Annotated in this window: 17 protein-coding genes; 8 read left to right on the forward strand and 9 right to left on the reverse strand. The window is 62.2% G+C overall.

What is annotated here, in order from left to right; all coding sequences use genetic code 11:
* Positions 1–19: 19 nt before the first annotated feature.
* The 5 genes from rpoS to nadA all read right to left on the reverse strand — a co-directional run bounded on the left by rpoS (position 20) and on the right by nadA (position 4,613).
* The gene (rpoS, locus tag NOM55_RS04545; protein WP_047966738.1) at positions 20–964 is read right to left on the reverse strand and encodes an RNA polymerase sigma factor RpoS; all 945 of its coding nucleotides are present in this window, start codon (positions 962–964) and stop codon (positions 20–22) included.
* 46 nt (positions 965–1,010) lie between these two features.
* Positions 1,011–2,159, reverse strand: a complete 1,149-nt coding sequence (locus NOM55_RS04550) for a peptidoglycan DD-metalloendopeptidase family protein (protein ID WP_255907685.1) — start codon at positions 2,157–2,159, stop codon at positions 1,011–1,013.
* A complete protein-coding gene (locus tag NOM55_RS04555) occupies positions 2,156–2,827 on the reverse strand; it encodes a protein-L-isoaspartate(D-aspartate) O-methyltransferase (RefSeq protein WP_255907686.1) in 672 nt (223 codons plus the stop codon). Before NOM55_RS04555 ends, NOM55_RS04550 begins: the two co-directional genes overlap by 4 nt.
* A complete protein-coding gene (gene surE / locus NOM55_RS04560) occupies positions 2,812–3,552 on the reverse strand; it encodes a 5'/3'-nucleotidase SurE (protein ID WP_255907687.1) in 741 nt (246 codons plus the stop codon). Before surE ends, NOM55_RS04555 begins: the two co-directional genes overlap by 16 nt.
* Positions 3,553–3,695: 143 nt before the next feature.
* Entirely contained in the window at positions 3,696–4,613 is a 918-nt protein-coding gene (gene nadA, locus NOM55_RS04565) for a quinolinate synthase NadA (RefSeq protein WP_255907688.1), read from the reverse strand.
* A 240-nt stretch (positions 4,614–4,853) separates the two neighbouring features.
* On the opposite strand from nadA, the gene NOM55_RS04570 reads away from it, so the two are divergent.
* The 6 genes from NOM55_RS04570 to xerD all read left to right on the forward strand — a co-directional run bounded on the left by NOM55_RS04570 (position 4,854) and on the right by xerD (position 10,544).
* Complete coding sequence (locus NOM55_RS04570) at positions 4,854–7,556, forward strand: bifunctional acetate--CoA ligase family protein/GNAT family N-acetyltransferase (protein ID WP_255907689.1); 2,703 nt, start codon at positions 4,854–4,856, stop codon at positions 7,554–7,556.
* A 77-nt stretch (positions 7,557–7,633) separates the two neighbouring features.
* Complete coding sequence (gene rpsP, locus NOM55_RS04575) at positions 7,634–7,882, forward strand: 30S ribosomal protein S16 (RefSeq protein WP_047966732.1); 249 nt, start codon at positions 7,634–7,636, stop codon at positions 7,880–7,882.
* 35 nt (positions 7,883–7,917) lie between these two features.
* Positions 7,918–8,424 carry a ribosome maturation factor RimM gene (rimM, locus tag NOM55_RS04580; protein WP_370687860.1) on the forward strand — a complete coding sequence of 169 codons (507 nt, stop codon included), beginning with the start codon at positions 7,918–7,920 and terminating at the stop codon, positions 8,422–8,424.
* Positions 8,424–9,191: a tRNA (guanosine(37)-N1)-methyltransferase TrmD gene (trmD, locus tag NOM55_RS04585; RefSeq protein WP_255907690.1), complete on the forward strand. Its 768-nt coding sequence runs from the start codon at positions 8,424–8,426 to the stop codon at positions 9,189–9,191. The genes rimM and trmD overlap by 1 nt, the downstream gene beginning before the upstream one ends.
* 4 nt (positions 9,192–9,195) lie before the next feature.
* Positions 9,196–9,558: a 50S ribosomal protein L19 gene (rplS, locus tag NOM55_RS04590; RefSeq protein WP_047966729.1), complete on the forward strand. Its 363-nt coding sequence runs from the start codon at positions 9,196–9,198 to the stop codon at positions 9,556–9,558.
* 80 nt (positions 9,559–9,638) lie between these two features.
* A complete protein-coding gene (gene xerD / locus NOM55_RS04595; protein ID WP_255907691.1) occupies positions 9,639–10,544 on the forward strand; it encodes a site-specific tyrosine recombinase XerD in 906 nt (301 codons plus the stop codon).
* Between the two features lie 63 nt (positions 10,545–10,607).
* Here the strand turns inward: xerD and clpA are convergent, their stop codons facing one another.
* Both clpA and clpS read right to left on the reverse strand, forming a co-directional pair.
* Positions 10,608–12,884: an ATP-dependent Clp protease ATP-binding subunit ClpA gene (clpA, locus tag NOM55_RS04600; RefSeq protein ID WP_255907692.1), complete on the reverse strand. Its 2,277-nt coding sequence runs from the start codon at positions 12,882–12,884 to the stop codon at positions 10,608–10,610.
* On the reverse strand, positions 12,884–13,192 hold the full coding sequence (gene clpS / locus NOM55_RS04605; RefSeq protein ID WP_047966726.1) for an ATP-dependent Clp protease adapter ClpS: 309 nt from the start codon (positions 13,190–13,192) through the stop codon (positions 12,884–12,886). The genes clpA and clpS overlap by 1 nt, the downstream gene beginning before the upstream one ends.
* A gap of 229 nt (positions 13,193–13,421) precedes the next feature.
* Between clpS and NOM55_RS04610 the strand changes: the two genes are divergently transcribed.
* A complete protein-coding gene (locus tag NOM55_RS04610; RefSeq protein ID WP_047966725.1) occupies positions 13,422–13,625 on the forward strand; it encodes a cold-shock protein in 204 nt (67 codons plus the stop codon).
* A 65-nt stretch (positions 13,626–13,690) separates the two neighbouring features.
* On the opposite strand, the gene mdtH is transcribed toward NOM55_RS04610, so the two are convergent.
* Positions 13,691–14,917 (reverse strand): multidrug efflux MFS transporter MdtH, encoded by a 1,227-nt coding sequence (gene mdtH / locus NOM55_RS04615; protein ID WP_255907693.1) that lies wholly within the window; start codon positions 14,915–14,917, stop codon positions 13,691–13,693.
* A 94-nt stretch (positions 14,918–15,011) separates the two neighbouring features.
* Here mdtH and NOM55_RS04620 point away from each other — a divergent pair, with 94 nt between their 5' ends.
* Positions 15,012–15,902 (forward strand): LysR family transcriptional regulator, encoded by an 891-nt coding sequence (locus NOM55_RS04620; protein WP_255907694.1) that lies wholly within the window; start codon positions 15,012–15,014, stop codon positions 15,900–15,902.
* Between the two features lie 223 nt (positions 15,903–16,125).
* On the opposite strand, the gene icd is transcribed toward NOM55_RS04620, so the two are convergent.
* Positions 16,126–17,370: an NADP-dependent isocitrate dehydrogenase gene (gene icd, locus NOM55_RS04625; RefSeq protein WP_255907695.1), complete on the reverse strand. Its 1,245-nt coding sequence runs from the start codon at positions 17,368–17,370 to the stop codon at positions 16,126–16,128.
* Positions 17,371–17,671 lie beyond the last annotated feature (301 nt).

Below are 17,671 nucleotides of genomic sequence, written 5' to 3' on the forward strand. Positions count from 1 at the left end.
TTGCCGGCTGGCGGTGATCTCAGAGCAGGAAGTCCTTGGAGATGCCCTTGCGGCGCAGGATGCGGCGCAGGTGCTCCAGTGCCTCGATCTGGATCTGGCGCACCCGTTCGCGGGTCAGGCTCAGCGTGGCGGCCAGTTCTTCCAGAGTGCAGATCTCGTGGTTGTTGAGGCCGTAGCGGCGCTCGATCACCATGCGCTGCTTTTCGGTCAGCTGTGACAGCCATTCATGCACGAAATGCTCAATCTGCACATTGTGCAGCTGCGCGTCTGGTTCCTCGTGCTGCTCGTCGGGGATCGATTCGCCGATCGACAGCATCGGATCGATATCCAGTGGAGCATCCAGTGACGCCATGCGCTCGTTGAGGCTCATCACCTTGCGCACTTCTTCCACCGGCTTGTCGACCAGATGGGCGATTTCGTCCAGGGTCGGTTCGCGGCCGATTTGGCTTTCCAGATGGCGCGAGGCGCGCAGGTAGATGTTGAGTTCCTTGATGACGTGCACCGGCAGGCGGATGGTGCGCGACTGGTTCATGATCGCCCGTTCCACGCTCTGCCGGATCCACCAGGTGGCATAGGTGGAGAAGCGGAAGCCGCGCTCCGGATCGAACTTCTCCAGCGCGTGCATCAGGCCGATATTGCCTTCCTCGATCAGGTCGAGCAAGGCCAGACCACGATTGATGTAGTGCTTGGCAATGTTGACCACCAGCCGCAGATTGTGCTCGATCATCTTCTGCCGGGCGGCAAAGTCGCCTTGCACCACGCGGCGCGCCAGCGCCACTTCTTCCGCCGGTGTCAGCAGGGCATTGTTGCCGATATCGTTGAGGTAGATCTGGGTGACGTCGGTGACTTCGCTGACCGCCGAGCTGACACTGCTTTCCTCGGCCTCGACAGCTTCCTTGGCTTCCGCCTCCTGCTCTACCTCTTCATCCAGCACTTCTTCAAGTAGTTCCAGATCATCGCTCATGACGCTTTCCCCCGCTTGCAGTTACCCCGGTGCAGGGGAGTCCCTGCTAGGGTTTAGCTTCCAGAAACTTGCTCGGGTCTACCGGCTTGCCCATTTCCCGGATCTCGAAATGGAGTTTTACTTGATCTGCGTCGGTATCACCCATTTCGGCAATTTTCTGGCCTTTCTTGACCGCTTGTCCTTCTTTGACCACTAATGCGCTGTTGTGTGCGTAGGCCGACAAATAAGTCTTGTCGTGGCGGATGATGATCAACTTGCCATAACCTCGCAAGCCGCTGCCACTGTAGACCACCTTGCCGTCATTGGCTGCCATCACCGGCTGTCCCAGTTTGCCGCTAATGTTGATGCCCTTGTTTTGCTCCGAGAAGCCCCGGACCACCTTGCCCTGCGTCGGCCACTGCCACTGGCTGCCAGTAGCGGCCACGCTTTCCGGGCGGCTGCTGTCGACTGCCGCACCCGGGGTGGCTGGAGCCGTGGTGGCGGCGACCTTCGGTGGCTGCTTCTCTTGCGGCAGCTTCTCCAGTGGTGCCGGCGGCTTGCTGCCGCTGCTGCCCTCTGCCAATAGCGGCAGCTGTTTGTTCGCATTCTCCGAGTACGGCAGTTTCAATGCCTTCGGATATTGTTTCAGCGTCTCGTTACCGTTCTTGGCGCCGCCGCTGACCGTATTGCTTGCCGTTGCCACTTCGGCTGGCGGCTTGGCTGCCGTCGCCGGGCTGGTGATGCCGGGGGGCGTCAGGCGCAGCGTCTGACCAACCTTGATGTTGTAGCCATCCAGATTATTCCATTCCGCCAGATCCTGATAGCGCAGACCATTATTAACCGCAATGCGGTATAGCGTTTCGCCGGCCTGGACCTGGTGCGTGCTGCCGGCCGTCGGCGTATTTGCCTTCGGCAGTGAGCCGAGCTGGATCGGACTGCTCTGCGTGCCAGCCATTACCGGGCTGCTGTTGGCGGCTTTGCTGCCGGTGGCGCTGCTACCGAGAACGCTGGCCTGACCGGCCACAATCGGTGCCGGCGTCGGGTTGCTGGTGGCGCAGGCGGCCAACAGCAGTGGCAAGACGACAGGCAACGGTTGGATCAGTTTAAATACTTGCTTGTACATTGGCTTGAGGATGTTATATGCCAGTTCTGAGCTGGCTGTAAATTGTCTGACAATCTGGCTGGGGCGTGTTGTTGCGTTTGTGCCCTGCATCATTGCTTGCCGGGTAGCAGCGGCACAAAGCGGACGGCTTCCAGCCGGGTTTCCTGAATTGCGGTGGTGGTCTTTTCGTACAGCCACAGGTGCTGCTCCTGGTCGCCGATCGGCAAAACCAGCCGTCCTCCGGTTGCCAGTTGTGGCAGTAGCGCCGGCGGGACCTGGCGGGCGGCGGCGGTCATGATGATGCCGTCAAACGGCGCCACATCGGGCAGGCCCTGATGGCCGTCGCCATGCACCAGTCTGGCATGGACCAGCTTGGCATTGCGAAGGTTCAGCCGTGCCTTGTCGAGGATGCCGGACAGGCGCTCGACAGAATAGACCTGGGCGCCGGTTTTCAGCAGCACGGCCGTCTGGTAGCCGCAGCCGGTACCGATCTCGAGGATCTTGCCGGGGCTGCTGCGTCCTTCCAGCAGCTTTTCGGTCATGCGTGCCACCGTCAGCGGCTGGGAGATGGTCTGCCCCTGCCCGATCGGCAGCGACACGTCATCGTAGGCACGGGTTGCCAGTGCCTGGTCGATGAACAGGTGGCGCGGCACTTCGTACATTGCCGCCAGCACCCGCTCGTCGCGTATGCCTTGCTGGCGCAGGCGCTCGATCATGCGCAGGCGCGTGCGCTCGGAAATCATGCCGTAGCTGCCCTGGGCAACGCTTACTGGTTGAGCCATGTGCGGATGAATCCCATTTGTTCGCTGGCGGTCAGGTCTATCATCAGCGGCGTGACCGAAATCCGGTTATGGCGAATGGCGTGGAAATCGGTGCCGGTGCCGGCGTCCTGCTCCGGGCCGACCGGGCCGACCCAGTACACGGTATCGCCGCGCGGATTCTTGCTGGCAATCACCGGCTCGGCATGGTGGCGGCGGCCGAGGCGGGTGACCTCGATCTCTTGCAGCTGTGCTACCGGCACGTCGGGGACATTGACGTTCAGCAGTACCGGGTGGGTAAACGGTGTCTTGAGGGTATTGGCCATCAGCAGGTCGACGGCATGGCAGGCGCTGGCGAAGTGCTGGTGCTTGCCGGCCAGCGAAACGGCCACTGCCGGAATGCCGAGCAGGAAGGCTTCGGTGGCGGCGGCAACGGTGCCCGAGTACAGCGTGTCATCGCCCATGTTCGGGCCGTGGTTGATGCCGGAGAACACCATGTCCGGCTTGAAGTCCAGGAAGCCGGTGACGGCGACGTGTACGCAGTCTGTGGGGGTGCCGTTGACGTAGTAGTAGCCGGATGCGGCCTGCTTCACGCTCAGCGGCCGGTCCAGCGTCAGCGAGTTGCTGGCGCCGCTGCGGTCGCGCTCCGGTGCCACGACCACTACCTCGCCGTATTTGGCCAGGGTGCTGGCCAAGGCCGCGATCCCCGGCGAGAAATAACCATCATCATTGCTAACAAGAAATTTCATGGCAACCTTCCATCCAGACCATCCGATTGTATCCGCGTATGCTGGTGGCGCAAAATTTCTCTGTCCGGCCGGCACGGCCGCCGGCGCAGAATGAAAAAGGGCCGGCGTACGGCCGGCCCGGTGTGCTGTGCCGTGCAACCGGCTCAGGCGTAGTAGCGCTGGCTGAAGTCGAGCATGCGTTCGATCGGCAGTCTGGCGGCGTCCATCTCGGCTTGGCTCAGGTAGTCGATGCGGGTGCCGAGGCCTTGCTGCGCGCGCTTGACCGCTTCGATGGTGTTCATCTTCATGTACGGACAGGAGTTGCACTGGCAGCCGGCGTAGATCGGCGCCTGGCGGATGTCCAGTTCCGGGCGGGCGAGGCGCATGTTGTAGAGGATGCCGTCTTCGGTGGCGACAAAGATCACGTCGCTGACCGAGCCGTCATAGGCCTTGATCCAGTTGAGCATGCCGGAGGTGGAGCCGACATACTGCGCGCGCTTGAGTACTGGCAGCGGGCTTTCCGGATGGGCAATCAGGTAGGCCTTGCTGTTGACGGCTTCCAGCGCCTCGTTGAGCGCGGCTTCGTTGAACTTGTCGTGCACCTCGCACACCGCCGACCACAGTGGCATGTCGTAGCCGTACTGGTAGTTGAGGTAGCCGCCCATGTTGCGGTCCGGCGAGAAGATGACTTTTTTGCCTTGCTCATACAGGTGGGCAATGATGTCGTCGACGTTGCGGCTGGTGACGATCCAGTCCGACAGCGCCTTGTGCGCGGCCGAGGAGTTGATATAGGACACATGCACGTGATCGGGGTGGCTCTCGCGCCACTGGCGCAGCGCCTCGACATCGGTCTGCGTCACCAGTGAGCAGGTGGAGCCGGCATCCGGCAGGATCACTTCGGCTTGCGGGTTCAGGATTTTTGCCGTCTCGGCCATGAAGCGCACACCGGCGAAGACGATGATGTCGGCTTTGGATTCGCGCGCGAACAAGGACAGCTCGAGGCTGTCTCCCACCTTGTCGGCCATTTGCTGGATTTCGGGCTGGGTGTAGTAGTGCGCAAGTGTGACGACGCGTTTAGACATGGTAGCAATCCCCGGCGCGGGCGTGGGCCCTGGCTGTTGGCGTTGATTCTTGATGCGGCGCAACAAAAATGCAGCGCCAAACAGGGAAGATTAGCAATAATGATCGCGCGGCGCTACTGTTGAGATGCGTTGTATGCCGTAGGCAAGTAGCAGCTGTATCTTTACACATCTGTAATGGCAACCGGCGGCCGGTAGCGCCACTCAGGCCGGAAAACCTCTGTCCATCAGGATGGCAAAACTATGAAACCGCACTATCTGACCCCGTTGTTCTCTCCCCGCAATGTTGCCGTGATCGGCGCCAGCGATACACCCGGCTCGGTGGGGCAGGCGGTGTTTGCCAACCTGCTGGCCGGCAACTTCCAGGGCAAGCTGTATCCGGTCAACCTCAATCACCGCATCGTCGGCGGCATTGCCGCCACCCCGTCGGTGCGGTTGATCGAAGGGCCGATCGACCTGGCGGTGGTGACCACGGCATTGCGCGGTTTGCCGGCCATCGTCAAGGATTGTGGCAAGAAGGGGGTCAAGGCGATCCTGCTGGCCAAGGATTTCTCCGATTCGGAGGACGTGGAGCGCGCGGCGATGGACGAGGCGCGCTCACTGGCGCGCCACTACGGCATCCGCATCCTCGGCCCCAATGTGCTGGGTCTGATGCGGCCGGTGGCCGGCTTCAACGCCAGCAACTACAACAGCCGGGTCAAGGCGGGCAATCTGGCGCTGGTGTCGCAATCCTCGGCGCTGTGTACCGCGATGCTGGACTGGGCCGACAGCAAGGGCATCGGCTTTTCCAGCGTGGTGTCGGTCGGCGAGGCGCTGGACGTCGAGTTCGGCGAAATCCTCGATTACCTGATCGCCGACAACTTCACCCAGGGCATCCTGTTGCACGTGCACCACGTGCACGATTCGCGCCGCTTCATGAGCGCGCTGCGGGCGGCGGCGCGGACCAAGCCGGTGGTGGTGGTGAAGTCGGGGCGTTACGAGGACGACGTGATCGGTGTCACCCACTCCTCGAACATGGTCGAAAGCGGCGATGTATTCGATGCCGCGCTGTCGCGGGCCGGTGTACTGCGGGTGGCGACCATCGCGCAGCTGTTTACCGCCGCCAAGGTGCTTGCGGCCAACTATCGCGTCACCGGCAAACGGCTGGCGATCGTCACCAACGGCATCGGCCCCGGCGTGCTGGCCGCCGACAGTGCCTATATGTACGGTGTGGAGCTGGCCAAGCTGTCTGCCGCCAGTCTCGACCTGCTCAACGAATCCTTGCCGCGCAACTGGTCCGGCAGCAACCCGGTCGACATCATCGGCGACGCCAGCCCGGTGCGCTTCCGTACCGCGGTCAAGGTCTGTCTCGATGATCCCAATGTCGACGGCGTGCTGGTGATTTTCACGCCGCAGGCCGGCACCGATCACCTGACCACCGCGCAGCTGATGGTCGGCTTGCAGCGCGAGAGCAACAAGCCGTTGTTTCTGTCGTGGCTGGGCGATGCCAAGGTATCGGAAAGCCGCGAGCTGTTTTCCAAGTCGAAGTGCGCGCATTTCCGTGCGCCGGAGTTCGCCATCGAGGTGTTCCGCAACCTGGCGTCCTACCACCAGAACCAGCAGTTGCTGCTACAGACACCGGGGCCGCTGGAAGGCGAACGGCTGGTGCCGGACGTGCTCAGCGCCCGCGCGGTGATCGCCACGGCACAGGCGGAAGGGCGCAGCATCCTGTCGGAGCGCGAATCGAAGGCGGTACTGGCCGCCTTCAACATCCCGGTCAACCCGACAAGGTTGGCCGCAAGCGAGGACGAGGCGGTGCGCTACGCCGCCGAGATCGGTTACCCGGTGGTGCTGAAGATCGATTCGCCGGACATCATCTACAAGTCGGATGTCGGTGGCGTCGAACTCAATATCAGCAACGAAGCCACGCTGCGCGACGCCTATCGCGGCATCATCGGCCGCACGCTGCAGGCGCGGCCGGAGGCGAAGATCGTCGGCATCTCGGTGCAGCCGATGCGCAAGCGCCGCTTTGCCCGCGAGCTGATGGTGGGCGTGACCCACGATGCCTCGTTCGGACCGGTGATCACCTTCGGCGCCGGCGGCATCGCGGTCGAAGTGATGCAGGACCGCGCCTTGAGCCTGCCGCCGGTCAACCACTATCTGGTGGAGCGCATGATCGACAAGACCCGCATCGGCAAGATACTCGGCCCGTTCAAGAACATGCCCGGCATCGACCTTGAGGCGCTGAAGAATATCGTGCTGCACGTGTCGGAGCTGGTGTGCGAGCTGCCGGAAGTGCGCGAGATGGACATCAATCCGCTGATGGCGGACGAGTCCGGCGTGGTGGCGCTGGACGCGCGCATCATCGTGCAACCGCAACCGCAGGGCAAACCCTACGGTCACATGGCGATCATGCCGTACCCGGTGCACATCGTGCACTGCGCGATGTTGAAGGACGGCACCACGGTGATGATCCGGCCGGTGCGGCCGGAAGACGCGCAGATGCAACAGGAGTTCGTGCGCAACCTGTCCGAGGAAAGCCGCTACAACCGCTACATGTCCAGCATCAAGCAGCTGTCGCAGAGCATGCTGGTGCGCTTTACCCAGCTCGATTACGACCGCGAGATGGCGCTGGCGATGGTGCGGCAGACCGATGACGGCGAAGAGCAGCTGGCGGTGGCACGCTACATTACCGACCCCGACAACGAGAGCTGCGAGTTTGCGCTGGAGGTGGCCGACTCGTGGCAGGGCAAGGGTATCGGCGTGACCCTGATGCAGGCGCTGTTCGACGCGGCGCGCGAACAGGGGCTGAAAACCATGGTCGGCGAGGTGCTGGCCGGTAACAAGGGCATGCTGAAACTGATGGCGCGGCTGGGGTTTGTGGTGACCACGCACCCGGAAGACCGGGCGCTGACCATCGTGACCAAAGACCTGCAGGGCGAGGCGCCGGTGAAGTCGCTGCAATAAGCGCTTGCGGTATAAGGGAAAAGTGCCATAAAATCGGAAGCTTTTCTACGATTCCGTAATTTTAAGGACAATCGACAATGGTAGTGATTCGTCTTGCACGTGGTGGCTCTAAAAACCGCCCGTTCTACAGCGTGGTAGTAACTGATTCCCGCAGCCGTCGCGATGGCCGCTTCATCGAGCGCGTTGGTTTCTACAACCCGGTCGCCAACGAGAAGGAAGAGCGTGTTCGCCTGTCCATGGACCGTCTGAACTACTGGATCGGTACTGGCGCACAAGTATCTGATTCCGTTGCAAAACTGCTGAAAGAGCAGCCAAAAGCCGCTTGATCTCCGTTGATCTGCCAATAACGGAGCCTGAGCGCATGCGTGATGATGATCTGGCAATAATGGGTTTTGTCCGCGGCGCGTTTGGTGTTCGTGGCTGGATCAAGGTACACGCGGATACCCAGTTCGCTGACAGCCTGTTTGACTACCCGGTCTGGTGGATCGGCAAGGAAAACGACTGGAAGCCTTTTACGTTCAAGGACGGGGCAGTGCAGCCAAAGAACTTGGTGGCACAGCTGGAAGAAGTCACTGGGCGTGAACAGGCTGAGGCGATGCGTGGCCTGAAAGTTGCAGTACCCAAGGTGGAATTGCCGCCTGCCGAAGATGGCGAATATTACTGGTCGGACCTGATCGGTATGGATGTCATCAACGCGGAAGGTCTCTGTCTGGGCAAGGTTGTGGACCTGATGGAAACCGGCGCCAATGACGTGCTGGTGATCAGCGGTGAACACGGCCAGATCCTGATCCCGTTTGTGGCTGCCTATGTCGGCGATGTCGACACGCAGAACAAGCAGATCAAGGTCGAGTGGGGGCTGGATTACTGATGCAGCTTGATGCGGTATCACTTTTCCCTGAAATGTTTGATGCCATCACCCGCTACGGGGTCACCCGTCGGGCGTTGGAACAATCGATCTGGCAGTTCTCGGCGTGGAATCCGCGTGATTTCACTACCGACAGTTACAAGACGATCGACGATCGCCCTTACGGTGGCGGCCCCGGAATGGTGATGATGGCCAATCCGCTGGAGCAGGCCATTGCGGCCGCGAAAGCCAGGCAGCAGCAGCAAGGTGTCGAGCGCAGTCATGTCGTGTACCTGTCGCCGCAGGGGCAACCGCTGACGCACCAACGGGTGGCAAGCCTGGCCGTAATGCCGGGCCTGATCCTGTTGTGCGGGCGTTACGAAGGCATCGACGAGCGCTTGATCGACCAGGAGGTCGATGAAGAGATTTCGGTCGGTGACTACGTGCTGTCCGGTGGTGAATTGCCGGCGATGATCGTGATGGACGCGGTGGTACGGCTGTTGCCGGGGGTGCTCAATGACATGCAGTCCGCCTACGAAGACTCTTTCGTGGATGGCCTGCTCGATTGCCCGCACTACACGCGTCCGGAAGAATACCGGGGTGTCCGGGTGCCAGAGATTCTGCTCTCCGGTAACCATGCCCTGATCGCCAAATGGCGGCTGAAGCAGTCTCTCGGACGTACCTGGTTGCGCCGGCCGGACTTGCTGAAAGACCGCATTTTGACAAAACAGGAATCTCGGCTGCTGACGGAGTTTCAGCAGGAACAAGATTCCCTGAAAAACAAGGAGTAGTAACATGAATCTGATCCAGCAACTGGAACAGGAAGAAATCGCTCGTCTGGGCAAGACTTTCCCTGAATTTGCACCTGGCGACACCGTTGTCGTGCAAGTCAAGGTTAAGGAAGGTACCCGTGAGCGTCTGCAGGCTTACGAAGGTGTTGTGATCGCTCGCAGCAACCGTGGTCTGAACAGCTCTTTCATCGTGCGCAAACTGTCCGCCGGTGAAGGCGTTGAGCGTACTTTCCAGCTGTACTCCCCGCTGATGGCCTCCATCGAAGTGAAGCGTCGCGGTGACGTACGTCGTGCCAAGCTGTACTACCTGCGTGGTCGTACCGGCAAGTCGGCACGTATCAAGGAAAAGCTGCCAAACCGCAAGTAATCTTCTTGCGAAGGCTTTGCCTCAAGAAAGCGCCAGCCTGTTGCTGGCGCTTTTTTCATGTCGGTACGCAATAAAAAATCATGGCACAGCAAACACAGTCCGCATCCTCCGCTCCGGCACTGGACGGCTTTCTCGATCACCTCTGGCTGCTGGATAACCTGTCGCTGAACACGCTGGCTGCCTATCGCCGCGATCTGGGGCGGGTGCACGAGTTGCTGCTGGCGCAAGGCACCACCCTGGAGGAGGCGGATACCCCGGCACTGGAGCAGGTGATGCTGGCGCTGATTGAGGTCGACAAGCCGGCCACCCGTGCGCGGCGCTTGTCGGCAGTACGGCGCTATTACCAGTACCTGTGCCAGCAGCAGCTGCGCGATGACGATCCGGCTGCCAGGCTGCAGGCGCCGCGGCTGGGGCTGCGCCTGCCGACTTCGCTGTCGGAGCAGCATGTGGAGACCCTGTTGCAGGCGCCGGATTGCGAAACCCCGCTCGGGCTGCGTGACCGGGCGCTGATGGAGGTGCTGTACGCCACCGGGCTGCGCATCAGCGAGCTGGTCGGCCTGACGCTGGGGCAGCTGTACCTCAACGACGGCTATCTGCGCGTGGTCGGCAAGGGCAACAAGGAGCGGCTGGTGCCGCTGGGCGAGGTGGCCGAGGACTGGCTGCGGCGCTATCTGGCGGAGGCGCGCACGCTGATCCTGGGGGCGCATCGTTGCGATGCGGTGTTTGTCAGCCGCCGCAAGCAGGCGCTGACACGGCAGATGGCGTGGGTGCTGATTACACGCTACGCGCGGCAGGCGCAGTTGCCGCCATTGAGTCCGCATACCTTGCGCCATGCCTTCGCCACCCACCTGGTCAACCACGGTGCCGACCTGCGCGTGGTGCAGTTGCTGCTGGGCCATGCCAGCCTGTCCACCACCCAGATCTATACCCATGTCGCGCGCGAGCGCCTCAAGGCGCTGCACCTGGCGCATCACCCGCGCGGCTGAGGTTGGCTGCAGGCAAGAAAAAACCCCGCGTCGTGACGCGGGGTTGTGCTTTGACAGTCAGGTTCAGGCAATGTCGGCGGTTTCCTCGAAGCTCAGCTGGATCTTCTCCGCGTCGTCGATGTCCACCGTCACCTCGCCGCCATTGGCCAGGCGGCCGAACAGCAGCTCGTCGGCCAGCGCCTTGCGGATCATGTCCTGGATCAGGCGCGCCATCGGGCGGGCGCCCATCAGCGGGTCGAAACCCTTCTTCGCCAGGTAGGCACGCAGCTCGTCGGAGAAGTGGACTTCCACTTTCTTCTCGTTCAGCTGTTGCTCCAGCTGCATCAGGAACTTGTCCACCACCTGCAGGATGATCTGCTCGTCCAGCATGCGGAACGGGATGGTGGCATCCAGCCGGTTGCGGAATTCCGGGCTGAACAGGCGCTTGATGTCCGCCATCTCATCGCCGGTCTGCTTGGTGTTGGTGAAGCCCATGCTCGGCTTGGCCAGCGCTTCGGCACCGGCGTTGGTGGTCATGATGATCACCACGTTGCGGAAGTCGGCCTTGCGCCCGTTGTTGTCGGTCAGCTTGCCGTGGTCCATCACCTGCAGCAGCACGTTGAAGATGTCCGGATGCGCCTTCTCGATTTCGTCCAGCAGCAGCACCGCGTACGGTTGCTTGTTGATGGCTTCGGTCAGCAGGCCGCCTTGTTCGAAGCCGACATAACCCGGAGGCGCACCGATCAGGCGCGATACCGCATGGCGCTCCATGTATTCCGACATGTCGAAGCGGATCAGCTCGACGCCGAGGAAGTAGGCCAGCTGCTTCGCCACCTCGGTCTTGCCGACGCCGGTGGGGCCGGAGAACAGGAAGGAGCCGATCGGCTTCTGCGGGTTGCCGAGGCCGGAGCGTGCCATCTTGATGGCGCTGGTCAGCGCATCTATTGCTTTCTCTTGGCCGAACACCACGTTCTTCAGGTCGCGGTCGAGGTTTTTCAGCACGTTGCGGTCATCGCTGGAGATGGTCTTCGGTGGAATGCGCGCAATCTTGGCGATGATTTCCTCGATCTCGGACTTGTTGATCACCTTCTTCTGGCGCGACTTCGGCAGGATCTTCTGCGCGGCGCCGGCTTCGTCGATCACATCGATCGCCTTGTCCGGCAGGTGACGGTCGTTGATATAACGTGCGGACAGCTCGGCGGCGGTGGTCAGTGCCGACACGGTGTACTTCACGCCGTGGTGCTCTTCAAAGCGGCTCTTCAGCCCCTTGAGGATCTCCACGGTCTGTTCCACCGTCGGTTCCACCACGTCGATCTTCTGGAAACGGCGCGACAGCGCGCTGTCCTTCTCGAAGATGCCGCGGAACTCGGTATAGGTGGTGGCGCCGATGCAGCGCAGGCTGCCGTTGGACAGTGCCGGCTTTAGCAGGTTGGACGCGTCCAGCGTGCCGCCGGAGGCGGAGCCGGCACCGATCAGGGTGTGGATCTCGTCAATGAACAGGATCGCGCCCTTGTCTTCCGACAACTGCTTGATCACCTGCTTCAGGCGCTGCTCGAAGTCGCCGCGATACTTGGTGCCGGCGAGCAGGGCGCCCATGTCCAGCGAGTAGACGGTTGCCGTGGCCAGCACTTCCGGCACGTCGCCGCCGACGATACGCCGCGCCAGGCCTTCGGCGATGGCGGTCTTGCCGACGCCGGCCTCACCGACTAGCAGCGGGTTGTTCTTGCGGCGGCGGCACAGGATCTGGATCACGCGCTCGACTTCGCTGGCACGGCCGATCAGCGGATCGATCTTGCCATCGCGGGCCAGCTGGTTCAGGTTCTGGGTATAGCTCTCCAGCGCCCGGCCAGGGTTGGCCGCGGCTTCTTCCTGGTCGGCATCATTGTTTTCGCTGTGCTCGCTGCTACCGGCACCGCTGGCTTTCGGGCTTTGCTTGGTGATGCCGTGCGAGATGAAATTGACTACATCCAGGCGTGAGGTTCCCTGCTGGTGCAGGTAGTACACGGCATGGGAATCCTTTTCGCCGAAGATCGCCACCAGAATATTGGCGCCGGTGACTTCTTTCTTGCCGGAGGACTGCACGTGCAGGATGGCGCGCTGGATCACGCGCTGGAAGCCGAGCGTGGGCTGGGTTTCCACTTCGTTGTCACCCGGGACGATCGGGGTGTGTTCGTCGATGAAATCGCCCAGCTGTTTCTTCAGCTGTTCGATATTGGCGCCACAAGCGCGCAACACTTCGGCAGCAGACGGATTGTCTGTCATCGCCAGCAGCAGATGCTCAACGCTGATGAGTTCATGCCGCTTGCGCCGTGCCTCCATAAACGCCATGTGCAGGCTTACTTCCAGTTCTTGGGCAATCATCAGTTTTCCTCCATGACACACTGCAGCGGTTGCTGGTGCGCCCGTGCGTGCTGCGAAACTTGTTCAACTTTGGTCGCGGCGACATCTTTAGTATAAACACCGCAAACGCCTTTGCCTTCTGTATGTACCTGCAACATGACGCGTGTTGCCTTGGTCTCGTCCATGTAAAAAAACTGCTGCAACACGGCGACCACAAAATCCATCGGGGTAAAGTCGTCGTTCAGCAGCAAGACCTTGTACAGGGGGGGCGGGGCCGTCTTGCTGCGAGACGCCTTGAGCGTCGTGTCATCCTGATACTGCGTAGACATGTGGGCTTTCTACTAATTCATGCTTGCTTGAAGTTTGGTTCGCGGTGCTTTTTTTTCAAGAGTAACGCATGGTATTGTGCTTGTCGCTTGACGTCTTAGTACGGCTGGCGTAAAAACGAACTGTAAGTTGGCTTACCAGTTTGCATAAGGTTGTCCTTTGCATGCTTGTAGGCTCGAATTGTCAGGCTGCTGCAGCCTGTTTTCATTATGCATGTAAGGATAGTTACAGATGGCAACTGGTATTGTTAAATGGTTTAACGACGCTAAAGGTTTCGGTTTCATCACTCCTGATGGTGGTGGTGATGACCTGTTCGCGCACTTCTCCGCGATCAATATGCAAGGTTTCAAAACCCTGACCGAAGGTCAGCGTGTATCTTTCGACATCGTCCAGGGCCCGAAAGGCAACCAGGCGTCGAACATCCAGGCTGCCTGATTTAGCCGCGTCTGACGCAAAACCCCCGCCAGCTGTGCTGGCGGGGGTTTTTGCATGGTGCGGCCTCAGTGCGTGGGCTGTGCTGCCTGCCACCAGCGCTGCTGCCGCTCGGCGCCGCGGTCGGCACGGAACTGGCGGTGCAGCAGCAGGCAGGTCAGGTAGCCGACCAGGCCGAGCACCAGCCACGGCAAACCGGGCTGCTGCAGCTGGCGGGCGATGTCCAGCAGCCAGCCGCCGCCGACATAGCCGCTGGCGCCGCCCAGCGCCAACCCCATGCGGCTCATGCCCATATAGCTGGCGCGGGCCTCGGCCTTGGCGAAGCCGGCGATACGCGCCTCGCGTGGCGGCTCGGTGATGATGGTGCCGAGATAGAACAGCCCCAAGACGACGAAGGCGGGCTGCCAGGACTGGATCTGGCTCATTAGCAGCAGGCTGCTGCTCATCAGCAGGATGCCGGCCAGAATGCGCGCCTCCAGCGACAGATAGCGTTCGCCCAGCCGCGCCAGCGGGTACAGCAGGCTCAGCGACAGCAGCGTTTCCAGCGTGTACATCCAGCCGACGGCGGCGGCGGTGCCGGCCAGCTGTTTCAGCGTCACCGGCACCAGCAGCATGATCTGTACCCCCAGCGCGTAGTAGCCGCTGAGGATCAGCACGAAGCGCATATAGGCGCGATCGCGCAGCACGGTGCGCGCGGCGGCCAACGGTGGCGCGCGTTTGCTGGCCACGCGGTAGGGCGGCAGCAGCAGCGCGTTGACCAGCGCCGCCAGCAGGAAGATGGCACAGCCGCTCATGCCGACCCACCAGAAGTCGTAGTGCAGCAGCCAGGAGCCGAGCAGGGCGCCGATCACCGCGCCGGCGCTGTCCTGCATCATCAGCAGGGTGTAGAAGCGGTTGCGCTCGTGCGGCCGGGTCAGCTTCACGATCAGCGCCGAGCGCGGCGGATCGAACAGCGTGCCGCCCAGCCCGGAGAACACGCAGGAGGCGATCAGCCACCACGGCGAGCTGGCGTTGGCCATCATCGCGAAGCCGGCGGCGCGCAGCAGCATGCCGCTGACGATCAGCGGCTTGGCGCCGTAGCGGTCGGCCAGCGTGCCACCGAGCAGGCCCAGGCCCTGCTGCAGCAGCTGGCGGATGGCCAGCGCCACCCCGACCAGCGTGGCGGCCCAGCCGAGCCGGTCGACAAAGTGCAGGCTGATCAGAGGAAAGACGATGAAGAAGCCCATCACCACCAGCAGGTTGTCGGTCATGATGAACCATCGGCCGTAACGGCGGGCTTGTTCCGGGCTGGACATGATAGGCTTTCTGCGGGGTTGATAACGGCATTTTCCGCGCGCTTCAGTTATTATTGAAGCCATTAACTTGCAATATTTGCTATCCGGATTGCTTATGTCTATTGCGATGGATGACCTCGCTTTGCTGCTCGATATCGTGGCCTGCGGCAGTTTCAGCCAGGCGGCGGCGCGGCGCGGCTGGTCGCAGCCACAGGTGAGCCAGCGCGTGGCGCTGCTGGAGGCCGAGGTCGGCGCGCAGCTGTTTCGCCGCCACCGGCGCGGCGCCTTGCCGACGCCGGCGTGCGAGGCGTTCCTGCCGGCGGCGCAGCAGGCACTGGATGCGCTGCAACGCGGGCGCGAGGCACTGCAGCGCGAGCCGGCGCTGCCACGGCTGACGCTGGCCAGCCTGCCGTCGCTGTCGTCGGTGATCTTCGGCCCGGTGCTGCTGGCGCTGGCCGATGCCGCGCTGGAAATCCGCTGCAGTACCGATCATTCGCCGGCGATCATGGAACGCCTGCTGACCGGGCAGGCGCAGGTCGGCTTCGTGCTGCGCTGCCCGCCGATGGCCGGCATCCAGATGGAGCGCATCTGGCGCTCGCCGATGGTGGCGGTGGTGCACAACCGTCACCCGCTGGCCAGCGCCGCCGGTAGCCTGCAGCTGGCCGACATCGCCAACGAGCGGCTGGCGCCGCAGTACTGGGGCGAGGGCTGCGACGAGCTGCTGGCGCTGATCCGCGCCGCGCGGCGGGTGACCGGCCCGATCCACGCGGTGCAGCCGGCGGGGGCGGCGCGCGAGCTGGCGATGGAGCACGGCTTCCTCACCTTCATGCCGGAGGTGGCGGTGCGGCGTGACCTGCGCGACGGCCGGCTGGTGAAGCTGGCGCTGAGCGACCTGCCGCTGTGGGAGTGGGAGGTGATGATGGCATGGCGCACCGGCAAGCGCGCGGATGCGCCGTTGCAGCAGGTGCTGGACACCGTGCGCGCGCTGGCCGGCGAGTGGCGCTAGCGTTGCGGCCAAGGTTGGCCGCAACGCAAAAGGCCCGCCGTGGCGGGCCGGGTCGAACGAGCGGCGAGGCTTAGAACCTGTTCAATGTCTGCTGCGATTGATCTCAATGGGGCGATACGGTGTTGAAAACGACTTCGGCATGCAGGTTTTATCCAGCTCAACGCCGCTTCCTCAGTCGTTTTCGCCTTGTCTCGCGTGAGCGCGCGAGACTTTGAACAGGTTCTTACATGCGCGCGATCATGGCGTCGCCGAAGGCGGAGCACGACACCTCGGTGGCACCGTCCATCAGCCGCGCGAAGTCGTAGGTCACCTGCTTGTCGGCAATGGCGGCTTCCATGGCCTTGATCACCAGATCGGCGGCCTCCTTCCAGCCGAGGTGGCGCAGCATCATCTCGGCGGACAGGATCAGCGAACCCGGGTTCACCTTGTCGAGGCCGGCGTACTTCGGTGCGGTGCCGTGGGTGGCCTCGAAGCAGGCGTAGTGGTCGGAGATGTTGGCGCCGGGCGCGATGCCGATGCCGCCCACCTGCGCCGCCAGCGCGTCGGAGATGTAGTCGCCGTTGAGGTTGGTGGTGACGATGGTGTCGTATTCCGCCGGGCGCAGCAGGATCTGCTGCAGGAAGGCGTCGGCGATGGCATCCTTGACGATGATGTCGCGCCCGGTGAGCGGGTTCTTGAACTGGCACCACGGGCCGCCGTCGATCGCCTGGGCGCCGAACTCTTCCTGCGCCACCTTGTAGGCGACATCACGGAACAGGCCCTCGGTGAACTTCATGATGTTGCCCTTGTGCACGATGGTCAGCGACTGGCGGTCGTTGGCGATCACGTACTTCAGCGCGGCGCGTACCAGGCGAGTGGTGCCCTCGATGGAGATCGGCTTGATGCCGATGCCGGAGCTGTCCGGGAAGCGGATCTTCCTGACGCCCATTTCCTGCTGCAGGAATTCGATGATCTTCTTGGCGCCTTCGGACTCGGCCGCCCATTCGATACCGGCGTAGATGTCCTCGGTGTTCTCGCGGAAGATCACCATGTTGACCAGTTCCGGGTGCTTCAGCGGCGATGGCACGCCGTTGAAGTATTGCACCGGCCGCACGCACTGGTACAGGTCCAGCTCCTGGCGCAGCGCCACGTTCAGCGAGCGGATGCCGCCGCCGACCGGCGTGGTCATCGGGCCCTTGATCGACACCGCGTATTCCTTCAGCGCATCGAAGGTTTCCTTCGGCAGCCACTCGTCCGGGCCGTACAGGCGGGTGGACTTCTCGCCGGCGTAGACTTCCATCCAGTGGATTTTCTTGTTGCCGCCGTAGGCCTTGGCCACCGCGGCATCGATCACCTTGATCATCACCGGGGTGATGTCGATGCCGATACCGTCGCCTTCGATGAACGGGATGATCGGGTGGTTCGGAACCGGCTGGCCCGGGATGATCTTCTGTCCGCCGGCCGGAACCGTGATATGGGATGCGCTCATCAATCTCTCTCCTTTGTGGACTCCATCTGTGTTGACCTGTGTCGTGGCAATCCGCGTTGCCGTCCCTGGCCTGTCGCACCCTGCGTGAGCGAGGGCTGCCGTTTGTTATTGTTAGCTCAAGGTTGGCCGCAGCGGTATCGGTGTTTGCTGCCGTGCCACGCCGTTGCATTGTAGCCGAGCACGTGCTTGGTGGAACATGATCGACCGCAAGCGGTCATCGACGGCAAGAAAAAACGCCAGGGCGAGGCCCTGGCGTTGTCGGGTGCTGGCAGTGCGGTCTGGCCGCGCTGTCCTTGCTTGA

Source organism: Vogesella sp. AC12, from assembly GCF_024437575.1.
GTDB lineage: Bacteria > Pseudomonadota > Gammaproteobacteria > Burkholderiales > Chromobacteriaceae > Vogesella > Vogesella indigofera.